The organism is Streptomyces sp. NPDC049627 (assembly GCF_044465645.1).
Lineage (GTDB): Bacteria > Actinomycetota > Actinomycetes > Streptomycetales > Streptomycetaceae > Streptomyces.
This window is the reverse complement of sequence record NZ_JBITLW010000013.1, coordinates 277,282-298,895: the sequence shown is the minus strand read 5'-3', so window position 1 is coordinate 298,895 and position 21,614 is coordinate 277,282. Positions and strand designations below refer to the sequence as shown.

Sequence of the window (21,614 nt, the reverse complement as noted above, 5' to 3'; positions counted from 1 at the left end):
CCTGCATCGTCCCGCTGCCCGGTGCGGCGGTCTGGGGCCGGACGGGCCAGGGCCAGGGGGCCGTTCAGCCCCTACCCGGCAGGGGTACCCGGCCGCAGGCTGGTGAGTGACCGCCAAGGGAGGCGAGAAGCCCATGGGTGCCGTCGATGTCGTTGTGGTCCTGGCCTCGGTCCTGCTGGTCTGCGCGCTGGGCTGGTACTTCTTCGGGCCGCGCAGGGCTGGTGCCGCCCGGCTGGAAGGCGGCGTACAGCGAGTGGAGGTCACGGTGCGGGGCGGCTACACCCCCGACCTGATCAAAGTCCGGCAGGGCACGCCGGTGGAGCTGGTCTTCGACCGGCAGGAGGCCGGCGAGTGCACCTCCCGCGTGGTCTTCCCCGATCTCAAGGTCGGGGCGGGACTGCCCGCACACCCCCGCACGACAGTGCGACTGAATCCGGAGCATCCGGGCTCCTTCGGCTTCGCCTGCGGCATGAACATGATCCACGGCACGCTTCTGGTCGAACCCGAGGAACAGGCTGCACCCCCCGGCCCTGACGGCGCCGGTACCACGGCCGCACCTGCTCCTGCGGGCGGCGGGCCGCCTCCGGCGGGTGAGCAAGCGTCTGCCGCAGAGTCGGAGGCCGCGGACGCCGCCGAGCGGCAGGCGGAGATCAAGGACCTCGCCCGCAGGGTACTGACGGGCGCTGTGCTCACCGCCCCGGTGCTGTTCGCCGTGATGGCACACGAAGTCTTCGGCGCGGACTGGGTGCCCGGCTGGATGCTGAACCACTGGCTGCAGCTGGCCCTGATCACGCCGGTGATGTTCTACACCGGGTGGCCGATCCATGTGACGGGCTGGCTGATCCTGCGCCACCGGGCCGCCGACATGAACTCCCTGATCACCCTGGGCACGAGTGCCGCCTACGGCTACAGCCTGCTGGTCACCCTCGCCCCCGGGCTGCTGCCCGAGGACGTGCGGGAGGTCTACTTCGAGGCCGTCGGCGTGATCCTCACCCTGATCCTTCTCGGACGGCTGCTGGAGGCCCGTGCGAAGGCCGGCACCGGCGAGGCCATTCGCGCCCTGCTCGGTCTGCAGGCCCGCACCGCCCGGGTGGTGCGCGACGGCACCGAGACGGAGATCCCCGTCGAGGACGTGATGGTCGGAGACGAGATCGTCATCCGCCCCGGAGAGAAGATCCCGGTCGACGCCGAGGTGCTCTCCGGTTCCTCCGCCGTGGACGAGTCGATGGTCACCGGTGAGCCGATGCCGGTGACCAAGCGCGCCGGGGAGACGGTGGTCGGTGCGACCGTCAACGGCACCGGCTCCCTGCGGGTCCGCGCGGCCAAGGTGGGCGCGGACACGATGCTGGCCCAGATCATCCGCCTGGTGCAGCAGGCCCAGGCGTCCAAGGCCCCCATCCAGCGGCTCGCCGACGCCGTATCGGCGTACTTCGTGCCCGCGGTCATCGCCATCGCGATCGGCACCTTCGCCCTCTTGTTCACCCTCGGGCCGTCGCCCGCCCTCACGTTGGCGCTGGTCTCCGCGGTGGCGGTGCTGATCATCGCCTGCCCGTGCGCCCTCGGACTCGCCACTCCGCTGTCCGTGATGGTCGGCACCGGCAAGGGCGCCCAGGCCGGCATCCTGATCCGCTCCGCCGAAGCCCTGGAGACCGCGCACAAGCTGGACACCGTGGTCCTGGACAAGACCGGAACCGTCACCGCGGGCAAGCCGGTCCTGACCGATGTCCACCCCGTCGGCGGATTCGACGAGACGACGCTGCTGCGGCTGGTCGCGGGGGCCGAGGCCGACAGTGAGCACCCGCTCGCGCAGGCCATCGTCACGGGCATCCGCGACCGCGGCCTTCATCCGCTCACAGCGGCCGGCTTCGACTCGGTCACCGGCAAGGGCGTCCAGGCCACCGTCGACGGGCACCCCGTCCTCGTCGGCACAGCCAGGCTGCTGGACGACATCGGCGTCGACACCTCCGCGCTGACCCCTGTGGCAGCCGCCCTCTCCACCGAGGGCAAGACCCCCGTGCTGGCGGCCGTCGACGGACGTCCGGCAGGTGTGCTGGCCGTCGCCGACACCGTCAAGCACGACTCCGCCGCCGCCATCGCCGCCCTGGGGCGCCTTGGTATCGAGGTCGTCGTCATCACCGGAGACAACGCCCGCACCGCCGCGGCGATCGCCGCCCAGGTGGGCGTGGACCGGGTGCTGGCCGAGGTGCTGCCGGAGCACAAGGCCGAGGAGATACGCCGCCTGCAGGGCGAGGGCCGCACCGTCGGCATGGTCGGCGACGGCATCAACGACGCCCCCGCCCTGGCCGCCGCCGACATCGGCCTCGCCATCGGCACCGGCACGGACGTCGCCATCGAGGCCGCCGACATCACCCTCATCTCCGGCTCACTGAGCGGTGTCGTCACCGCGATCCGCCTGTCGCGGGCCACCATGCGCAACATCCGGCAGAACCTGTTCTTCGCCCTGGTCTACAACGCCGTCGGCGTCCCGCTGGCCGCGGGCGCCCTGTACCCGCTGTGGGGCCTGCGCCTGAGCCCGATCATCGCTGCCGCGGCCATGGCGCTGAGTTCGCTGTCGGTCGTCACCAACGCCTCCCGGCTGCGCCGCTGGCACACCCAGCCGCTGCCCGACGCCCGGCCCGCCGGCGGCAGGCCCCGGGTCGAGTCCCATGCCGACCGCGCCCCCGACCGCATCACGGCCGCCGCCGAGGACCATGAGCACCACCACCCTGCTTCCCCCGGCGGTGACGACCTGGTCACGGACCCGGTGTGCGGCATGCAGATCGACAGGACCGCTGCCGCCGAACAGCGGCAGACCGAGCAGGGCACCTACTACTTCTGCTCCGCCCACTGCGCCACCGCGTTCGACGGCGACCCGGACCGCTGTACGGCCCCCACGTCCAGCGGTATGAGCCAGGGAGGTGAACCTCGATGACCAGTGCTCCGGCCACCCCACGCCGTGCCCATGGTCCACACGCCCAGGCACCCGGTTACGCCGACCACAAAGCCGACCACCTGGCCCGCCTGAACAAGATCGAAGGCCAGATACGCGGCATCTCCCGCATGGTCACCGACGACCGTTACTGCATCGACGTGCTCACCCAGATCAGCGCCGCCGGCCGCGCCCTGCAAGAGGTCGCCCTCGGCCTCCTCGACGACCACGTACGTGGCTGCGTCACCGACGCCGCCCGCACCGATCCCACCCAGGCAGAGGAGAGGTTCGCGGAGTTCAGCGACACTTTGCGCCGCGCACTGCGTCTGTAGCTCCATGGCGGTACGTCCCTCCGTACCGCGCCACTGGTCCGCGTACCCCCATGGGGTACCTTGACGGATAGCGGCCGTTCAACCGAAGCACGGGATGGAAGCGATGACGACAGCCAGTCACCGAGGGGGCACCGCTCATGGTGCCGTGCTGCGGTGGACCCGGGCTGCCGTCATCACGCTGGTTGCGGCGCTTGCCGTGCTCGTCCACCACGAAACAGTCGGCGCCATCACCCATGTACCACCCGCCCGGGCTTCCGCGACGAGCGGTCAGGCGGGCGTGCACCACACGGACGTGCCCGCAGACGGGTATTCCATGCCGCTGGACGTCAGAGACCCGGCCACGGCCCACGACGATGACGGGGCCTGCTCGGCCACCCTGATGCAGCACTGCTCCGCCGCCGGCGTGGACAGCGTGCAGCTCCCCCCTCCTCACCAGCCGTCCATCGGCTCGGCCACGGCCCTCCCGCCCGGAGCGGCCGTCGGCCGTGACGTACCGGGCACCGCAGGCAGAGCCCCACCCGATCTCTCGGTCCTTTCTCGATTGCTGCTGTAGGCCGCGCCCGCGGCTGCGCACGCTCACGTGTGCGCCCAGCCGTGTCCGCCCGCGAACCGAACAGAAGCGATATCGAGAAGAGGGCATCCCAGTGAAGATCCCCGTGAACAGCATGAACCGTCGCTCCGCCCTGCTGGCCGGCCTCGGCGTCGCGGGCGCGGGCGCGCTCGCCGCCTGCAGCGGCTCCAGCAGTACGCCCGCCCTGATCAGCCCCTCCGGGCCGGCCGTCACCGCCGCCGACAAGAAACGCACCAAGACAGGCAGGACGCACGCTCTGACCCTCACCGCCGCCCAGGCCATGGTCGATCTCGGCGCCGGCATCACGGCCAGGACCTGGACCTTCAGCGGCCGACTGCCGGGCAAGGCAGTACGCGTCTCGACCGGTGACACGCTGGCCGCCACGCTGTCCAACCAGCTGCCGAACCAGGCCACCACCTCCATCCACTGGCACGGCATCGCCCTGCGCAACGACATGGACGGCGCGCCGCCGGCCACCCAGAGTGCCGTCCGGGCAGGACGCAACTTCACCTACCGGTTCACCGCGGACGCACCCGGCACCTACTTCTTCCACCCGCACGTCGGTGTTCAGCTCGACCGGGGCCTGTACGCACCCTTGATCGTGGAAGACCCGAGGGAGCCGCTGTCGTACGACGAGGAGTGGGTGGTCGTCCTCGACGACTGGCTCGACGGCGTCACCGGCACACCGGATGAAGCCTTCGCCGAGCTGAGGCAGGGCATGGGCGGGATGCACATGGGAGAGTTCATGCTGATGGGCGCCCGCAGCCCGCTGCTCGGGGGCGACGCCGGCGACGTGCGGTACCCCCACCACCTCATCAACGGCCGCGTTCCGGCCGACCCGGACGTCCTGCGCACCAAACCCGGCAAGCGCGTCCGGCTGCGCCTGATCAACGCCGGTGGCGACACCGCGTACCGCGTCGCTCTCGGCGGCCACCGGCTCACCCTCACCCACACCGACGGCTTCCCGATCCGGCATCAGCAGGTCGACGCCGTGCTGATCGGAATGGGCGAGCGCTACGACGCCCTCGTCACCCTGGACGACGGCGTCTTCCCGCTCGTCGCACTGGCCGAGGGCAAGAATGCCACCGGCATGGCGCTGGTCCGCACCGGCTCGGGCGGGCCGCCGAAGCCGACGACGCGTCCCAAGGAGCTGGACGGAAAGATCATGACCGCTTCTGAGCTGCGCGCGGCGGACGACGTCCGACTGACGCCGAAGAGGACGGATCAGGTCCACCGCATCGAGCTGACCGGCGGCATGATGACCTACAACTGGGCCGTCAACGGCAAGCGGTTCGACATGAACAACCCGGCCGCGGACCCGATCACGGTCGAGGAAGGCCGGCGGGTACGGCTGGACTTCGTCAACGGCACCACCATGTGGCACCCGATGCACCTGCACGGCCACACCTACCAGTTGGGCAGCGGCGGCCCTCGCAAGGACACGGCGATCGTCCTGCCGAGGAGGACGCTGTCCGTGTTCTTCGACGCGGACAACCCGGGGCAGTGGATGCTGCATTGCCACAACGCCTACCACGGCGAGGCCGGAATGATGGCGCTGGTGGCCTACCAGAGCTGATTGCCCCCCATGGGGGAGGCTGGGTGCCTCCGGCTTCCCCCGCAGAGCCGACGGGGTGCCGGCCCACCATCGTTCTCCCAGCGGTCTGCCGCCCTTGTCGCAGGCCCGTTCCGCGTCGTGCTGCTGCCATTCGGGGCCTCATGGCCCACCGGGAGGGGCCGGTCAACCCTCCTCCTGAGCAGGGGAGCGGCGGAGGGTTGACCGAATAGGGGAGTCTTGCGAAGGAGCCGACATGCAGACCCGGGAAGTCGACGCCACAGCCGTGCAGGCCCTGCTGGCCGCGGCGGTGGCGGCGCCGTCGATCCACAACACGCAGCCCTGGAGGTTCGGCCTGGACCCGGAAAACCGGTCGATCGAGGTCCGTGTCGACCGGGGGCGGCGGTTGCCGATGGCCGACCCGGATACGCGGGCCCAGCACCTGTCGGTGGGCGCGACCGTCTTCAACCTCCGCGTGGCCGCGGTGCATTTGGGCTGGGGTCCCGTCACCCGGCTCCTTCCCGCCGCCGACGATCCGGATCTGCTGGCCACCGTGCAACTGGCCGGGCCCGCCACGGACGGACAGTTGCCCCTGGGGGAGCTGTACGAGGCGGTCGAGCGGCGGCACACGAGCCGGATGCCGTTCACCGGGCGCCCGGTTCCGGACGCGATCGTGACCGAGATGATCAGCTCGGCCCGAGCAGAGGGCGCCCAATTGGACGTGCCCGACATCCCGGCGACCCGGCGTCTGCTGCGCCTGACCCAGGCGGCGGAGGCACGCAACGCCCTCGACCCGGAGCGTGCGGCCGAGGTGCGCAGGTGGATCAACGCTCCGGGAACGGACGCCTTCTACGGCATTCCCCTCACGGCCCTCGGCCCGCTGGACGCGTCCGGGCGGATGCCGGTGCGGGACTTCACCGGTGGGCTGCCCGCTCCCCACCTGCCCGCCCTGCGTTTCGAACGCCACGCCCAAGTCGCACTGCTGTGGACCTTCCACGACCGTCGGGAGGACTGGCTGGTGGCGGGTCAGGCGCTGGAGCGGGTGCTGCTCACCGCGACCCGGAGCGGTGTGCGGACCTCGATGCTGCACCAGGCGATGGAGTGGCCGGACCTGCGGACGGCGATGGCAGGAGCGCGGCGGAGATGCCGCCCGCAGCTGCTGATCCGCTTCGGGTACGGTCCCGAGGGCGGCCGTACGCCTCGCGCGGCCGCGGCGGATCGTCCCTCACTGTGAGTCGCGCGTGCCCCTGAGCTCGCGTCCGGTGACCATCTCGGACTCGATCCGTACGAACACCGGGTCCCGCAGGGGCATCCAGGACGTGGGGCCGACCTCGGACAGCCGCTCGAGCTCGCCGGGGTCGGTCACCACGGTGGCCCGTCCGGTGACGACCACGCTCCAGCCGGACCGGGTATCCGCGTCGAACTCATCCGCCTCGAAGGCCACCACGACACCGTCGATGGCGCGGACGAGGTCGGAGTCGGGGGAGGTCCGCAGCAGGACCGAGGCGTCCGTGTCCAGGGCGAAGTTGACGGGGAGGACCGCGGGCAGCGCCTGCCGGGTGTAGACGACACGGCCGATCGGCACCTTGGCGAGCAGGCGCAGGCACTCCTGCCGGTCGAGTGCGCGAAAGGCGTCGTTCTGGAACATCAGTCCATCGTCCTCGCGGTCGTGGTGAAGGGGGTAGGGCCGGTCGGCCCTACCCGCCGGGGGCCGTGCGCAGGGACGGCCGGGTCCGCACCCGGGGACGTCCGGACACCGGCAGGGACCCATGGCCCATGCCTCCGATGGGGTCCCGGTGCGGACAGTGGTGACGAGGTGCCGTGCTGCGGGCAAGGGGCCCGCGGTGCTCGTGCACTCCCGGTGGCGCAGTACCACCACACTGAGGAAAGGGACGGACAACATGGTCCAGCCGTTGAAGTCGAAGAGCGCCGGTTCACCATCAGGTGCGCCGGTGTCCGGCAGAGCCTGGCTGATGCTGGCCCTGGCCACGGTCGGTTTCGCCGTGAACTTCTGGGCATGGGCGCTGCTCAGCCCGCTCGGCCCGCGGTTCAAGGACAACCTCGACCTGTCGTCCTTCCAGCAGTCGCTGCTGGTGGCCGTGCCGGTGGTGGTCGGATCCCTGGGGCGGATCCCGGTGGGTGCGCTGACCGACCGGTTCGGCGGCCGGATCATGTTCCCGATCGTGTCGGCGGCCACCATCGTGCCGGTGCTGTACCTCGGCCTGGCCGGGCACTCCTCCCTCGCCGCCCTCCTGGCCGGCGGATTCTTCCTCGGCATCGGCGGCACCGCCTTCGCCGTGGGTGTGCCGTTCGTCAACGCATGGTTCCCGCCCGAGCGGCGGGGCCTTGCCATCGGCGTCTTCGGGGCCGGCATGGGCGGCACCGCCATCAGCGCCTTGACCACGGTGAAGCTGGTCGACGCGAACAGCATGTCCACCCCGTTCCTGATCACCGCGGCGGTACTGGCCGTGTACGCGGTGGCCGCCGCGCTGCTGCTGCGTGACGCACCCGGCCGCAGCGTGCCCACCGAGAAGCTGACCCGTCGCCTGGCCGCCACGGTCCGGCTGCCCATCACCTGGCAGGCGTCCGCGCTGTACGCGGTCGCGTTCGGCGGCTATGTGGCCTTCTCCGTCTACCTGCCTACCTACCTCAAGACCGGCTACGGACTGACCCAGGCCGACGCCGCCAATCGGATGGCCGGGTTCGTGATCGTCGCGGTGGCGATGCGGCCGGTCGGCGGCTGGCTCTCCGACCGGCTGGGCCCGGTGCGCGTGCTGGCCGCCTCGCTCGCCGTGGTCGTGGCCGGGGCGGTGACGCAGTCGTTCACCCCGGCGCTTGCCCCCGTGGGCACCCTCGCCTTCCTGCCGATGGCCGCCGCGCTCGGGGCGGCCAGCGGCGCGACCTTCGCCCTGGTGGCGCTGCTGACCCCGGCGAACAAGGTCGGCTCGGTCACCGGTGTCGTCGGCGCCGCGGGCGGCCTGGGCGGGTTCCTGCCGCCGCTGGTCATGGGATCGCTGTACGGCGAGTACGGGACGTACGCCGCCGGCCTGGCACTGCTCGCCGTCGTGGCCGCCGCCGCGCTGGCCTACACCCTCACCGGTGTCCGCGCGGCAGCCGAAGGCGGCGAGCGGAAGCCGCGCACCAGCGGCCGAGGCGGGCACCGCACCGCGGACACCACCGCCTGAGGCGAGCGGACAGGAACGACGGGTAGCGGATCGAGGAGGATTCCGGTGTGCGAGTACTGCGGCTGCCAGGCCCTGGAGACGATCGACGAACTGACCCAGGAGCATGACGAGGTGGTCCGGCTGATCAGCCACGTTCGCACCGCCCATCAGCAGGGCGGGGTGGCGAGGATGGCGGAGGTCGCCCGGGAGATCGCCAGGGTGCTCGGTCCTCATACCGAGGTCGAGGAGCACGGCCTGTTCCCCGCCCTGGCCAAGGACTTCCCCGAGCAGATCGCCGCCCTGGAGGCCGAGCACCGCCATGTCGAGGCGGTGCTGGCCGAGGCGAACGGCCCGTTCCTGACCGATCCGACCTGGCCGGACCGGCTCATCGAGGCGATGGCGGTCCTGCGCGACCACATCCTCAAGGAACAGGACGGCGTGTTCCCGGCCGCGCTCGCGAACCTCAGCACCGAGGAGTGGGAAGCGGTCGAGGCCGCGCGCGTCGAGGCGGGCGGCACCCTGTCCCGGCCGACCGCCTGACCCGCTCGGGCAACAGGGCGGCACACGCGCCGGGGCGTGCGGCCGGCTCAGCGGCTGCGGTGGTCGTGGGCGTAGGCGGACAGGACCTCCTGCCGGGTGCCCCGGGTGTGCAGGAAACGCTCGTCGAGCACGGTGGCGAGGTCGTCGAGCGAGACCGCCAGCATCGCCGCGGCGTCCCGGGCGCCGGAGTGCCCGGTCCGCCGTGTCTGCTCGGCGACCTCCGCGGCGTAACCGAGGGTCAGGGCCAGGGAAGTGTCGCTGAGGCCGTCGTGGAAGTAGTAGGACTCGGGGTACTGGAGGAAGTCCACGCAGGCGCGTGCGATGTCGGCGGCGAGCTGGTCGAGGATGGCGGCTCCCGCGTCGGAGGCCAGGTGCGCGGCCGGCGGGCCGGCGCGGCGCAGCTGGGAGATGCGCAGGGCCAGCGCCCGTCGGCGGGCCAGGGCGGGATAGATGCCGAGGATCCAGGAGACGGTGGCCGTCAGGAGCGCGAAGCCGACCAGAGCCTCCAGGGGTGCGACGATGCGCACCCAGTCGGCGGAGGGTGCGATGTCTCCCAGGCCGAGGGTGGCGACGGTCACCATGGAGAGGTACAGGGCGTCGACGGGACCGGAGTGTTCGGAGGGCTTCAGCGCGCCGGAGAAGGAGAACGCCTCCGGCATGTGCGGCCAGTACACCAGGGCCCAGCCCACGGCCATGGCACAGGCCCACGTGGCCACGACGGCCACCATGCCGACGGGGCCGGCCAGCCCGGCGGCCCTCCGGCCCTTGCGGCCCCGGGTGGACAGCCGCCACAGCAGATTCATCACGAACCTGCTCAGGCCCCCATGGCGGGTCGGGTGCCACAGGGTGTGGAACACATCGCGCAGGATGACCAGCACCACCGCCGCGCCGACCAGTGTGACCAGCCATTCCATGCGACCTCCCCGGACACGCGCCTCGGGTCCAGCATGCGGCCGCCTTCACGCGGACGCGATCAGGCTTGCGCTCGTCCCGCACTCGGCAGGGCGCACCCTTGATCCGACTGCCGATCTACTCGGCTGCCGAGGCGGGCACGGGAACCGTCCACTCGACCACGGTGCCGGTCGGCCGGTTCGGCGTGAGCGTGAGGCTGCCGCCGAGGTCGGCGGCGCGCCGGCTGAGGTTGTCCAGGCCGCTGCGGCGGGTGACGGCCGGGTCCATGCCGCGTCCGTTGTCGGCGACCCGTAGCCGCACCCGGGTGCCGTCGGTCTCGGCGGTGACCTCGACGGCGGTGGCGTGCGCGTGCCGGGCGGTGTTGGACAGCGTCTCGCGCAGCACCGCCAGCAGGTGCTCGGCATGGCCTGCGGGTACGTCGGTGTCCAGCAGACCGGTCATGCGCAGGGCGGGGGCGAAACCGAGCACGGTGGCGGCCCGGTCGGTCTCGGTCAGCAGCTTCGCGCGCAGTCCGCCGTGCCGGCCGGGCCGGTCGCCCTCACGCAGGGCGTAGATCGTGGACCGTACGGTCTTGATGGTGTCGTCGAGGTCGTCGACGACCCGCTGGACTCGCTCGGCCACCTCGGGCCGGTCGGAGAGGCGGCCGAGCACCGAGTTCAGGGTCAGCCCCGAGGCGAAGAGCCGCTGGATGGCCAGGTCGTGCAGGTCGCGGGCGATGCGGTCGCGGTCGGTCAGCACCAGGAGATGCTCCGCCTCGCTCCGGTGCTCGGCGATCTCCAGGGCCAGTGCGGCCTGGTCCGCGAAACCGCCGATCATTTCCATGGTGGCGTCGGAGAACTCCGCGCCGCCGGGCAGGTTGGCGACCTGAAGGACCCCGCGGGTGTGCTCGGGGCCGCCCAGCGGCAGCAGGAACCCCGGCCCCAGGGCGATCCGGGCCGCGGAGCCGCCTCCCTCCTGCGGTTCGCCGGACAGCGCGGTGCTGGTGATGCGCTCGCCTGCCTGGTACACCTTCGCGGCCAGCGTGCTGGCAGGCAGGACGAGTCCCCGTACCTGCTCGGCGCCCGTACCGTCGGCCGCCTCGATCACCAGCTCGTCGTCGGCGTCGAGCGGCACCGCCAGCGTCACCAGGTCCGCCCCGGCCAGCGTCCGGACGGTGCAGGCGATCCGGTCCAGCACCTCGGCCGGATCGGTGCCCGACAGCAGGCTGCGGGTCAGCTCGCTGCTCGCCGCCAGCCACTGCTCCCGGCGGCGGGTGTCCTCGTACAGCCGGGCGTTGTCGATCGCCACGCCGGCCGCGGCCGCGAGCGTGCGCAGCACCGCCTCGTCCTCGTCGTCGAACTGCGTCCCGCCGCGCTTGTCGGTCAGATACAGGTTCCCGAAGACCCGGTCGCGCACGCGCAGCGGTGCCCCCAGGAACGTCGTCATCGGGGGGTGCCCCTCGGGGAAGCCCACGGACTCCGGGTGCGTACCGAGGTCCGCCAGCCGCAGCGGCTCCGGCTCCCGGATCAGCAGGCCCAGGATGCCCCGCCCCTCGGGATAGTGGCCGATCGCCCGGACCGTCTCCTCGTCCACGCCGACGGTGATGAACTGCTTGATCCGTCCTTCCTCGCCCAGCACGCCCAGTGCACCGTACTGGGCGTCCACCAGGGCGACCGCGGACTCGGTGATCCGCCGCAGCACCACGTCGAGGTCCAGGTCGGAGCCGATGGTGAGGACGGCGTCCAGCAGTGTGTGCACCCGGTCCCGGGTCGCCCGTACCTGCTCCACCTGCGCCTGCAGGCCCTCCAGCAGCTCATCGAGCCGCAGTTGGGGAGCTGCGGGCATGTCCTTGCGGCCCTCAGCCGGGCTGTCCGCCATTCCCGCTCCCTCCGGACAACGTGCTCACCAGCACGTTCCCAGCATGCCCGGCCGGTCCACCCCGGACGCGAACACGTGTGTCAGTACCGCTGCCACGGCACATTCGATCCTATGGGGGCCCCGCCCCGCGGGGGACCGTACCCCGGCTGTCCGCGGACGAGGGACCATCGGCCCCTGAGCACGCTCCCGCCGTGCCTCCACTCTCGAAGGACGTCGGTACCTGTCCGACGACCCTGCGGGAGGAGGACACCATGCGCACCGAGCCTCTCGACGCGGTGACCCTGGAAGCCTGCATGTCGGCCGCCGTGGCCGCGCCGTCGTTCTTCAACACCCAGCCCTGGCGCTATCGGCTGGACCCCGGCACCCTCACCTTCGAGGTGCACGGCGCCCCGGAGCGGAGCCTGCGCCACGCGGATCCCGTCGCACGCGCCCTGCACATGTCGGTGGGCGCGTCCGTCTTCAACCTCCGGGTTGCGGTGACCCACTTCGGCTGGACACCCGTGGTGCGCCTGCTGCCGCGGTCCGAGGACACGGCCCTGCTCGCCACCCTTCGGCTCACCGCATCCCACAGCCGGTACGCCACGGGGCACCGCTCCGATCTCTACCCCGCCATCTCGCGACGGCACAGCAGCCGCGTGCCCTTCTCCGGCAGGCCGCTGCCGCCGCACGCCCGCGTCGAACTCGCCTCGGCGGCCCACACGGAGGGCGCCTCCCTGGCCTTCCCCACGGCGGACGAGACGGCCCGTCTGCTCCGGGTGACCGCGGAGGCGGAACGGCGCAACCACAGCGATCCCGACCGCGGCACGGAAAGCCGCCGCTGGGTGCACCGGGACCCGGACGACCCCGCCGACGTCGGTATCCCGCGGGAGGCACTCGGTCCGCAGGACACCCATGAGCGCATGCCCATGCGCGACTTCACCGCGCAACGGCACCTGGAGAGGCTGCCCGCCCAGGACTTCGAGGCCGACCCGGTCATCGCCCTGCTGACGACCGCACACGACCGCCGAGCGGACTGGCTGCGTGCCGGACAGGCGCTCGAACACGTCCTGCTGGTCGCCACGGCCCTCGGCCTGCGCACGTCGCTGCTGCACCAGCCGATGGAGTGGCCCGACCTGCGGCGCACCCTGAGTCCCGCCCCCGACCACACCGGGCAGCACGCCCAGATGCTGATCCGCCTCGGCCACGGTCCCGAGGGCCCCGCAACCCCCCGTCGGGTTCCCCGGGCGGTGCTCGACGCGGAGCGGCCGGACCGATAGCCCGCTCGCCCTCCCGGCCGGCCAGTCAGCAGCGGGCCGAGAGAGGCCGTTGGGCCCAGGCGTGGCCCGATGCAGGGACCGTTCGGCCCTATCAGCCCCTGGTACCCCACAGCTGATCATGTGTCGGCGGCCGGGGAGTGCCGTTCCGATCCACCGCCGGAACGGCACTTTCCGGCCCGTCGACAACAGGAACAGATGGGGAGGGCACCGTCCGGTGGACGAGGTACAGACAGAACATGTCAGGAACACGGAGGAGGCGCCGATACGCCCCGCCGACCGCGGGGAGAGCCGCACGGCTGTGCGGCTGACGCCTCGGCCGTCCTGGGTCGAGTGGGTGACCACCACCGACCACAAGAAGATCGGGACGCTGTATTTGGTCAGCGCATTCGCCTTCTTCATCGTCGGCGGCGCCATGGCACTGCTGATGCGCGCCGAACTGGCCCGCCCGGGGCTGCAGGTCATGTCGAACGAGCAGTTCAACCAGGCGTTCACCATGCACGGCTCGATCATGCTGCTGATGTTCGCCATGCCGCTGTTCACCGGCTTCGCCAACTGGATCATGCCGCTGCAGATCGGCGCGCCGGACGTGGCGTTCCCCCGGTTGAACATGCTCGCCTACTGGCTGTTCCTGTTCGGCTCCTCCATTGCGGCGGCCGGCTTCCTCACCCCGGGCGGCGCGGCCTCCTTCGGCTGGTTCCTCTACGCCCCGCTGTCCGACGCCGTTCACTCGCCAGGGCTTGGCGCGGACCTGTGGATCATGGGCGTGGCACTGTCCGGCTTCGGCTCGATCCTGGGCGCCGTCAACTTCATCACCACCGTCATCTGCATGCGCGCCCCCGGCATGACCATGTTCCGGATGCCGATCTTCACCTGGAACGTACTGCTGACCGCCCTGCTGATCCTGATCGTGTTCCCGGTCCTGGCGGCGGCGCTGTTCGCGCTGGAGTGCGACCGCAAGTTCGGCAGCCACGTCTTCGACCCGGCCAACGGCGGCGCGCTGCTGTGGCAGCACCTGTTCTGGTTCTTCGGCCACCCCGAGGTGTACATCCTCGCGCTGCCGTTCTTCGGCATCGTCTCCGAGGTGATTCCGGTCTTCTCCCGCAAGCCGATGTTCGGCTACATGGGTCTGATCGCGGCGACCATCGCCATCGCGGGTCTGTCCGTGACGGTGTGGGCGCACCACATGTACGTCACCGGCGGTGTACTGCTGCCGTTCTTCGCCTTCATGACGTTCCTCATCGCCGTCCCGACAGGCGTGAAGTTCTTCAACTGGATCGGCACCATGTGGAAGGGCTCCCTGAGCTTCGAGACACCGATGCTGTGGACCACGGGCTTTCTGATCACCTTCGTCTTCGGCGGCCTGACCGGAGTGATCCTCGCTTCGCCGCCGATGGACTTCCACCTGTCCGACTCGTACTTCGTCGTGGCGCACTTCCATTACACGGTCTTCGGTACGGTCGTGTACGCGATGTTCGCCGGATTCCACTTCTGGTGGCCCAAGTTCACCGGCAAGATGCTCGACGAACGGCTCGGCAAGATCACGTTCTGGACGCTCACGGCGGGCTTCCACCTCACCTTCCTGATCCAGCACTGGCTCGGCGCCGAGGGCATGCCACGCCGTTACGCCGACTACCTCGCCGCCGACGGCTTCACCGCCCTCAACACCCTGTCGACGATCGGGGCGTTCCTGCTGGGCCTGTCGATCCTGCCCTTCTTCTACAACGTCTGGAAGACGGCGAAGTACGGCAAGCCGGTGGCCGTGGACGACCCTTGGGGCTACGGCCGTTCGCTGGAGTGGGCGACCTCCTGCCCGCCGCCGCGCCACAACTTCGCCGCGCTGCCCCGCATCCGCTCCGAGTCCCCGGCGTTCGACCTGCACCACCCGGAGATCGCCGCGACCGAAGCGGCGGGCTGAGCCGTGCCGCACGGCGTCCTGGCGCTGGGTTTGGCGCTGGTGGCCGTCGCCGGCAGCGTCTGGTACGTCCCCGCCCTGGCCGACCTGCGCGCGGGAGCCGACCGGCCGGACTCGCGCCGTAGCGCGGCGGCCGCCTGCCTGAGCGGCTGGGGCACGGTCGCGGGCAGTGCCGTGCTGCTGTTCCTGACGGACACCTGGTGGCTGCCGTGTGCCGCGGTCGGGGCGGGTGCGGCCCTCGCGGGCGTATTCCGGATCCGTGCGGCGGTGCGCCGGCGATCCGAGGCGCGCGAGAGCGCCCGTCACCGGGCGGAACTCGGGCAGGCCGCACCTCGACGCGGCCAACACCGGGCCCGCACGGTGTTCGTGGCCCTCGTCGGTACCGGACTGGCCGCGGCCACCCTCGCCGCCCTCGCCGTGACGACCGGCCCCGGTGCCCGCCGGGACTGGGCGACCGTCGTGCTCCCCGTCGTGGTCACGGGGCTGTTCCTCGCCATGGCGATCGGCTGGGCGTCCGCGGGCCGGAGCGGGGTGGAGGACCGTCGGAGGATGCGTCGGCAGAATCCGTGAGCCGGCCTGGCTCCGGGCGACGCGGACGCAGCGGCGGCGCGGCGGTGTGCGAGCGCGGCTTGAGACGTCGGTCAGGGACGCGTTGACAGCCGGTGTGGACGGCGACGCCGCGTTCCTGAGACAGCGGCGGCACTCGATCGCCGGGGAACTCGGCCTCGAACGCGGATCAGAAAAGCGGACGCGCGGCGCGTGCCGCGACAAGGTGGCTGGACAGGATGACGACGGCCCGGTCGGTGGACCGTCACCGACCGGGCCGTGCTCATCGTGGACCTACGCGGAGCGCCGTCCGCCACGCCACGGCGGGGCCGCGGTTCGGCGGCGGTCGTCCCACGCGTGGGCGGCCTTGTCGGTCTGTCGGCGCAGCCGGTCCTGGAGCTGGTCGACGAGCTCGCGGCCGGTGGTCTGCTCGGCGAGGACGACGACCTGCCGTCCGCCGACGTGCAGGTCGGCCGTGGCCGACCACGGCCGGTCCAGGTGCGGAACGGTCGCGCGCACGATCCGCACCTCGCCGGTGACGGCGGGCAGTCCCGGCCGGGTGACGACAGCGTCGATCTTCGTGCGGGCGTACGTCAAGGTGTCCTCGTCGACGGGGCCCTCGTGGCGCAGCCGGACCGCCGGTGCGGCTTGCTGGTTGTCGCTGGTCATGCGGATTCCTCCAAGGTTGCGACGCAGGGTGGGGTCGGGGTGCTCAGGCCGTCGGGCCGGGCAGCCACAGGTCGGGTCCGAAGACCTCGTAGCGGATGGCGCGAGCCGGGACGCCGGCGGTCAGCAGCCGCCCGCGTACCTCCCGCATGAACGGCAGCGGGCCGCACAGGAACACCGTGGCGCCGTCGGGCAGTTCGATGCCGTCGAGGTCCATCAGGCCGGTGCGGGCGTCCGGTTCCTCGGAGCCGGAGCTCTCGTACCAGAACACGGCGCGGGCGCCCGGCAGTTGCCCGACGAGCTGTCGTGTCTCGGTGCGCAGGGCGTGCTCGGCGGGCGAGCGGTCGGCGTGCAGGACCAGGACCGGGCGGGTCGATCCGGTCGCGGCGAGGTGGGCCAGGATGCCGGTCATGGGCGTGCAGCCGATGCCCGCGGAGACCAGGACGACCGGGTCGGTGGCGTCGGCCGGGTCGTCGAGGAAGACGTCGCCGAAGGGCGCGGACAGGGTGAGTTCGTCGCCCTCGTGGACCTGGTCGTGCAGGAGGCCGGAGACTTCTCCGTCCGGTTCGCCCGCCGTCCCGGTCACCCGTTTCACGGTGATCCGCCGCAGGTCACCGCCGGGGTCGCAGGACAGGCTGTACTGGCGCAGCTGGTGCACGCCGTCGGGCATGCGGACACGCACGCTCACGTACTGGCCCGCCCGGGCCCGCGGCGCGGGTCCGCCGTCGGTGGGGCGGACCAGGAAGGACACCACGTCGTCGGTCTCGGTGCGGCGTTCGACGACCGTCCACCGCCGCCAGATCCTGCCGGGCTCCACGCCCGCGTCCTGGTACAGGCGGGCCTCCTGGGCGATCAGGGCACCGGCCATCAGCCAGTACACCTCGTCCCAGGCGGCGGCCACCTCCGGGGTGACCGCGTCGCCGAGGACCTCGGCTATCGCGCCGAAGAGGTACTTGTGGACGATCGTGTACTGGTCGTCGGTGACCCCGACCGCGGTGTGTTTGTGCGCGATGCGGGCCAGCAGGGCATCCGGGCGTGTGTCCGGCTCGTCGAGGAGGGCCGTCGCGAAGCCTGCGATCGAACCGGCCAGTGCGCGGCGTTGGGCTCCGCTGGCCTGGTTGCCGCGGTTGAACATTCCGTCGAGCAGTTCCGGCCGGTCGCGGAACATCGCGCCGTAGAAGCGCGTCGTGATCTCGTCGAGTGCTCCGGCCACGACGGGCAGGGTGGCACGCACGACGGCAGCGGATTCTGCGGACAGCATGAAGCCTCCCGGGCAGGGGGGATGAGAGGGAAAGAGCGCCGCGTCACGGGAGGGCGGCGGGTCTTCTGTGTAGCAGGCATCCGACCGTGTTTCGGTGCCGTTTCGCGGCGCTGAGCGAAGTGAGGACCGAAGGCCCCGTCAACTCGGGCGCATCGGCCCAACGGCCACGGCGCTCGCAGGGCCGTACGGCGCCCAAGCGCTCTCCCATCGGCCCTGTCCCGTTGCCGCCCGCCCGAACGTGCCGCAAGTCGGGACCAACGGACCGCGTGGGGGTCTTGTGGCCGCTGACGGCGAGGGGGGTGGCGCAGAAGGATCGTTCGCGGATCAGAGTTGATCCACAGCGACCCGCACAAGGAGCGCAGCCATGTCCAGGACCACACGGAGCGGCTCGAGACCCGCTCCCGACGCGGCACTCGGTCTACCTGCCGCGTCCGCTCTCGTGATCGGCAGCATCATCGGCACCGGAGTGTTCGCCCTGCCCTCCGCCCTCGCACCGTACGGGCCCATCTCACTGGTGGCGATCGTCGCCGTCACGCTCGGCGCGCTGGCGCTGGCCCTCACCTTCGGCTCCCTGTCGAGGCGCGTCCCGGCGAGCGGCGGGCCGTACGTCTATGCCCGGGAAGCCTTCGGCGAGTTCGCCGGCTTCCTCAACGCCTGGTCGTACTGGATCACCGTCTGGGCCGGCAACGCGGCGATCGTCGTGGCCTGGGTCGGGTACGTCGAGGTATTCGTCAACACCGGTCACAAGACCTGGATTTCGATACTCATCGCCCTGGTCGGGCTGTGGATCCCCGCCGCGATCAACCTCACCGGAGCGCGGAACACCGGCGCCTTCCAGGTGATCACCACCGTGCTGAAGTTCGTGCCGCTGGTCTTCATGGCCACCGTCGGGCTGCTGTTCATCGACCCGGACAACTTCGGCGTCTTCAACGCCAGCGGCCAGTCCGCGGTCGGAGCGATCTCGGCCGCCGCGGCCATCGCCCTGTTCAGCTACCTGGGCCTGGAGGCCGCCTCGGTCGTCGCCGGCCGGGTCCGCGATCCGGAACACAACGTCCCGCGCGCCACCGTCTACGGCACCCTCGTCTGCGCCGCCGTCTACATCCTCGGCACCCTCGCCGTCTTCGGCACCGTCTCCCACGCGCAACTCGGCGCCACGACAGCACCGTTCACCGACGCCGCGAACAACATCGTCGGCGGCAGCTGGGCCGGGGACGCCGTCGCGGTGGCCGCGATCGTCTCCGGCATCGGCGCCCTGAACGGCTGGACCATGCTGTGCGCGGAGATGCCGTACGCCGCAGCCCGCGACGGACTCTTCCCCGGAGCCTTCGCGAGGCTGCGCGGAGACAGCGGCGTCCCGGCCTTCGGCATCGTCGCCTCGACGGTGCTGGCCTCCCTGATCACCGTGTTCAGCTATACGCGCTTCGAGGACGTCTTCACCAAGATCGTGCTGCTGAGTGTGCTGACTGCTGTGATCCCGTACCTGTTTTCTGCCGCCGCGCAGCTGTACTGGCTGCTGGTGCGCGGCCGGGAGAGGCTCAGCCGCCGGCGGCTGGCCCGGGACGTCACGGTCGCGGCGCTGGCGATGGCCTTCTCGTACTGGTCGATCCAGGGCAGCGGCTACCAGACCGTCTACTACGGGCTGTTCGTGCTGCTGCTGGGCCTGCCCGTCTACGTCTGGCTGAAGCGCGACCGCGGCGAGTACGGCGAGCCGGAACCGACACGGCTCCCCGTCACGCAAGCGCGGGCGCCGGAGACCCCGCCGGTCGCGCGGGCCAAGCGGGCAGCGCAGCCGAGCCGGCCGAGCGGTTTCCGGAAGAACCTGCCCCGCCACCACGACTGAACCCGACGGCAAGGAAGCTCCGCCATGAACACCTTCCACGTCGACTCCGAAGCAGGCCGCCTGCGCCAGGTGATCCTGCACCGTCCCGGACTCGAACTCTCGCGGCTGACCCCGCGCAACGTCGACGCCCTTCTCTTCGACGACATCCTGTGGGCCAAGCGGGCCCGCGAGGAGCACGACGCGTTCGCCCAGGTGCTGCGTGACCACGGCGCCCGTGTGCATTACTTCGCCGACCTGCTGGCCCGGACCCTGGACATTCCCGAGGCCCGCGACTGGCTGCTCGACCGGGTCGTCACCCGGGCCACCGTCGGTCCCGCCCTGGTGGACCCCGTGCGTGACCTGTGCGCCGAGCCGGACGGCGAAACCCTCGCCGGTTATCTGATCGGCGGGCTGCTCAAGAGCGACCTGCCGCTCGCCACCCCGCACAGCCTGGTGTGGAACGCGCTGAACGCCGAGGACTTCGCCCTCGCCCCGCTGCCCAACCACCTCTTCCCCCGCGACAACTCCTCCTGGATCTACGACCGGTTGTCGGTCAACCCCATGGCCAAGCCCGCCCGGCTCCGCGAGAGCCTGCACGCCGAGGCCATCTACCGATTCCACCCGATGTTCGCCGCCACCGCGCCCGCGCCGATCCTCGACGGACCGGTGGGCACCCTCGAAGGCGGTGACGTGCACGTCCTGGGCAACGGGGCCGTGATGGTCGGCATGGGGGAGCGGACCACCGCGCAGGCCGTGGAGAACCTGGCCGTCCGGCTCTTCGCGGCCGGCACGGCGACCAGGCTGATCGCGGTCCAACTCCCCGCCACGCGCACGTACATGCACCTCGACACGGTGCTGACCATGGTCGACCGGGACGCCTTCGTCCTCTACCCGGGGCTGGCCGACTCACTGCGCTCGTGGACCCTCACGCCCAGCGGCGCGCACGAGGCCGGGTTCGCCGTCGCCCCGAACTCGGACCTGGCGACCGCCCTCGCCGAAGCCCTCGGCCTGGACAAGGTCCGGATGCTCGCCGCCCCGCAGGACAGCCTGGGCGCCGAACGCGAGCAGTGGGACGACGGCAGCAATTTCCTCGCCCTCGCCCCGGGAGTGATCGTCGGCTACGAGCGCAACGTCACCACCAACACCTACCTGCGCAAACAGGGCATCGAGATAGTCACCATCGCCGGCGCCGAACTCGGCCGCGGCCGGGGCGGCCCGCGCTGCATGAGCTGCCCCATCGAACGCGACCCGGTCGCCTGACCGCACCGCACGAGGACCCGCCATGACCACCGTCACCAGTACGGACCTGCGAGGCCGCTCCTACCTGAGCGAACTCGACTTCACCGCCGACGAGGTCCACCACCTCCTCGACCTCGCCGCCGAACTCAAGACCGCCCGGCGCAACGGCGCCGAACAGCCCCGGCTGACCGGCAAACACCTCGCGCTGATCTTCGAGAAGACCTCCACCCGCACCCGCTGCGCCTTCGAGGCCGCCGCCGCCGACCAGGGCGCCGCCACCACTTACCTCGGCCCCGGCGACACCCACATCGGCAGCAAGGAGTCCATCGCCGACACCGCCCGCGTGCTGGGCCGGATGTTCGACGCCATCGAGTACCGGGGCTCCGCCCAGCCGGTCGTCACCGAGCTCGCCGCCCACGCGGGCGTCCCCGTCTACAACGGACTGACCGACACCGCGCACCCCACCCAGAGCCTGTGCGACGTGCTCACCATGCGCGAGCACACCTCCAAGCCGCTGCCCGAGATCAGCTACTGCTACCTCGGTGACGCCCGCAACAACATGGGCAACTCGCTGCTGTCCATCGGTGCCCTGCTCGGCATGGACGTCCGCATCGCCGCCCCCGCCGCTCTGTGGCCCGACCCGGCCCTGGTCACCACCTGCCGCGCGCTCGCCGACCGCAGCGGAGCGAGGATCACCCTGACCGAGGACGCCGAGACGGCCGTACGCGGTGCCGACTTCCTGCACACCGACGTCTGGGTCTCCATGGGCGAGCCCGCCGACACCTGGCGGGACCGGATCGGCCTGCTGCTGCCGTACCGGGTCACCGCCGGGACGCTGGCCGCCACCGGCAATCCGGACGTCAGGTTCATGCACTGCCTGCCGTCCCTGCATGACCGCCGCACCCGGCTCGGCCACGATCTGCACGCCACCTACGGCCTCGACGGCCTGGAGGTCACCGACGAGGTGTTCTCCTCGCCCGCCTCGATCGTCTTCGACCAGGCGGAGAACCGGCTGCACACCATCAAGGCCGTACTCGTCGCCACCCTCGGGGAGTGAA

Annotated in this window: 18 protein-coding genes; 13 read left to right on the top strand and 5 right to left on the bottom strand. The window is 71.4% G+C overall.

Annotated features, from left to right (window positions below; genetic code table 11):
• Positions 1 to 133 precede the first annotated feature (133 nt).
• From ACIBU0_RS32965 to ACIBU0_RS32945, 5 genes are all read left to right on the top strand, one after another.
• On the top strand, positions 134 to 2,932 hold the full coding sequence (locus tag ACIBU0_RS32965; RefSeq protein WP_398825812.1) for a heavy metal translocating P-type ATPase: 2,799 nt from the start codon (positions 134 to 136) through the stop codon (positions 2,930 to 2,932).
• Positions 2,929 to 3,261, top strand: a complete 333-nt coding sequence (locus ACIBU0_RS32960) for a metal-sensitive transcriptional regulator (protein ID WP_398825809.1) — start codon at positions 2,929 to 2,931, stop codon at positions 3,259 to 3,261. The genes ACIBU0_RS32965 and ACIBU0_RS32960 overlap by 4 nt, the downstream gene beginning before the upstream one ends.
• A 103-nt stretch (positions 3,262 to 3,364) precedes the next feature.
• On the top strand, positions 3,365 to 3,814 hold the full coding sequence (locus tag ACIBU0_RS32955) for a hypothetical protein (protein ID WP_398825807.1): 450 nt from the start codon (positions 3,365 to 3,367) through the stop codon (positions 3,812 to 3,814).
• A gap of 103 nt (positions 3,815 to 3,917) precedes the next feature.
• Positions 3,918 to 5,408: a multicopper oxidase family protein gene (locus tag ACIBU0_RS32950; protein WP_398825804.1), complete on the top strand. Its 1,491-nt coding sequence runs from the start codon at positions 3,918 to 3,920 to the stop codon at positions 5,406 to 5,408.
• Positions 5,409 to 5,640: 232 nt separating this feature from the next.
• Positions 5,641 to 6,618 carry an Acg family FMN-binding oxidoreductase gene (locus ACIBU0_RS32945; RefSeq protein ID WP_398825801.1) on the top strand — a complete coding sequence of 326 codons (978 nt, stop codon included), beginning with the start codon at positions 5,641 to 5,643 and terminating at the stop codon, positions 6,616 to 6,618.
• On the opposite strand, the gene ACIBU0_RS32940 is transcribed toward ACIBU0_RS32945, so the two are convergent.
• The gene (locus ACIBU0_RS32940; protein ID WP_398825799.1) at positions 6,610 to 7,032 is read right to left on the bottom strand and encodes a pyridoxamine 5'-phosphate oxidase family protein; all 423 of its coding nucleotides are present in this window, start codon (positions 7,030 to 7,032) and stop codon (positions 6,610 to 6,612) included. The genes ACIBU0_RS32945 and ACIBU0_RS32940 overlap by 9 nt on opposite strands.
• 325 nt (positions 7,033 to 7,357) lie before the next feature.
• Between ACIBU0_RS32940 and ACIBU0_RS32935 the strand changes: the two genes are divergently transcribed.
• Together ACIBU0_RS32935 and ACIBU0_RS32930 are read left to right on the top strand one after the other, a co-directional pair.
• Complete coding sequence (locus ACIBU0_RS32935) at positions 7,358 to 8,569, top strand: nitrate/nitrite transporter (protein ID WP_398825960.1); 1,212 nt, start codon at positions 7,358 to 7,360, stop codon at positions 8,567 to 8,569.
• Between the two features lie 45 nt (positions 8,570 to 8,614).
• Positions 8,615 to 9,088, top strand: a complete 474-nt coding sequence (locus tag ACIBU0_RS32930; protein WP_398825797.1) for a hemerythrin domain-containing protein — start codon at positions 8,615 to 8,617, stop codon at positions 9,086 to 9,088.
• 47 nt (positions 9,089 to 9,135) lie between these two features.
• Here ACIBU0_RS32930 and ACIBU0_RS32925 read toward each other — a convergent pair whose 3' ends face one another.
• Together ACIBU0_RS32925 and ACIBU0_RS32920 are read right to left on the bottom strand one after the other, a co-directional pair.
• On the bottom strand, positions 9,136 to 10,002 hold the full coding sequence (locus ACIBU0_RS32925) for a potassium channel family protein (protein WP_398825794.1): 867 nt from the start codon (positions 10,000 to 10,002) through the stop codon (positions 9,136 to 9,138).
• Positions 10,003 to 10,117: 115 nt separating this feature from the next.
• Positions 10,118 to 11,857 (bottom strand): GAF domain-containing protein, encoded by a 1,740-nt coding sequence (locus tag ACIBU0_RS32920; protein WP_398825792.1) that lies wholly within the window; start codon positions 11,855 to 11,857, stop codon positions 10,118 to 10,120.
• A gap of 251 nt (positions 11,858 to 12,108) precedes the next feature.
• On the opposite strand from ACIBU0_RS32920, the gene ACIBU0_RS32915 reads away from it, so the two are divergent.
• The 3 genes from ACIBU0_RS32915 to ACIBU0_RS32905 all read left to right on the top strand — a co-directional run bounded on the left by ACIBU0_RS32915 (position 12,109) and on the right by ACIBU0_RS32905 (position 15,595).
• Positions 12,109 to 13,113: an Acg family FMN-binding oxidoreductase gene (locus ACIBU0_RS32915; RefSeq protein WP_398825789.1), complete on the top strand. Its 1,005-nt coding sequence runs from the start codon at positions 12,109 to 12,111 to the stop codon at positions 13,111 to 13,113.
• Positions 13,114 to 13,411: 298 nt separating this feature from the next.
• Positions 13,412 to 15,028: a cytochrome c oxidase subunit I gene (gene ctaD, locus ACIBU0_RS32910; RefSeq protein WP_398825958.1), complete on the top strand. Its 1,617-nt coding sequence runs from the start codon at positions 13,412 to 13,414 to the stop codon at positions 15,026 to 15,028.
• Between the two features lie 3 nt (positions 15,029 to 15,031).
• Positions 15,032 to 15,595, top strand: a complete 564-nt coding sequence (locus ACIBU0_RS32905) for a hypothetical protein (protein ID WP_398825786.1) — start codon at positions 15,032 to 15,034, stop codon at positions 15,593 to 15,595.
• Between the two features lie 270 nt (positions 15,596 to 15,865).
• Here the strand turns inward: ACIBU0_RS32905 and ACIBU0_RS32900 are convergent, their stop codons facing one another.
• Both ACIBU0_RS32900 and ACIBU0_RS32895 read right to left on the bottom strand, forming a co-directional pair.
• On the bottom strand, positions 15,866 to 16,240 hold the full coding sequence (locus ACIBU0_RS32900; RefSeq protein ID WP_398825784.1) for a hypothetical protein: 375 nt from the start codon (positions 16,238 to 16,240) through the stop codon (positions 15,866 to 15,868).
• A 43-nt stretch (positions 16,241 to 16,283) separates the two neighbouring features.
• Complete coding sequence (locus ACIBU0_RS32895; RefSeq protein ID WP_398825782.1) at positions 16,284 to 17,498, bottom strand: globin domain-containing protein; 1,215 nt, start codon at positions 17,496 to 17,498, stop codon at positions 16,284 to 16,286.
• A 439-nt stretch (positions 17,499 to 17,937) separates the two neighbouring features.
• Here ACIBU0_RS32895 and ACIBU0_RS32890 point away from each other — a divergent pair, with 439 nt between their 5' ends.
• The 3 genes from ACIBU0_RS32890 to argF are packed head-to-tail and all read left to right on the top strand — an operon-like array spanning position 17,938 to position 21,613.
• Complete coding sequence (locus ACIBU0_RS32890) at positions 17,938 to 19,338, top strand: APC family permease (protein ID WP_398825955.1); 1,401 nt, start codon at positions 17,938 to 17,940, stop codon at positions 19,336 to 19,338.
• Positions 19,339 to 19,362: 24 nt separating this feature from the next.
• Entirely contained in the window at positions 19,363 to 20,577 is a 1,215-nt protein-coding gene (locus ACIBU0_RS32885; RefSeq protein WP_398825779.1) for an arginine deiminase, read from the top strand.
• 22 nt (positions 20,578 to 20,599) lie between these two features.
• Positions 20,600 to 21,613, top strand: a complete 1,014-nt coding sequence (gene argF, locus ACIBU0_RS32880) for an ornithine carbamoyltransferase (protein WP_398825776.1) — start codon at positions 20,600 to 20,602, stop codon at positions 21,611 to 21,613.
• The last annotated feature ends 1 nt before the right edge of the window (position 21,614 follow it).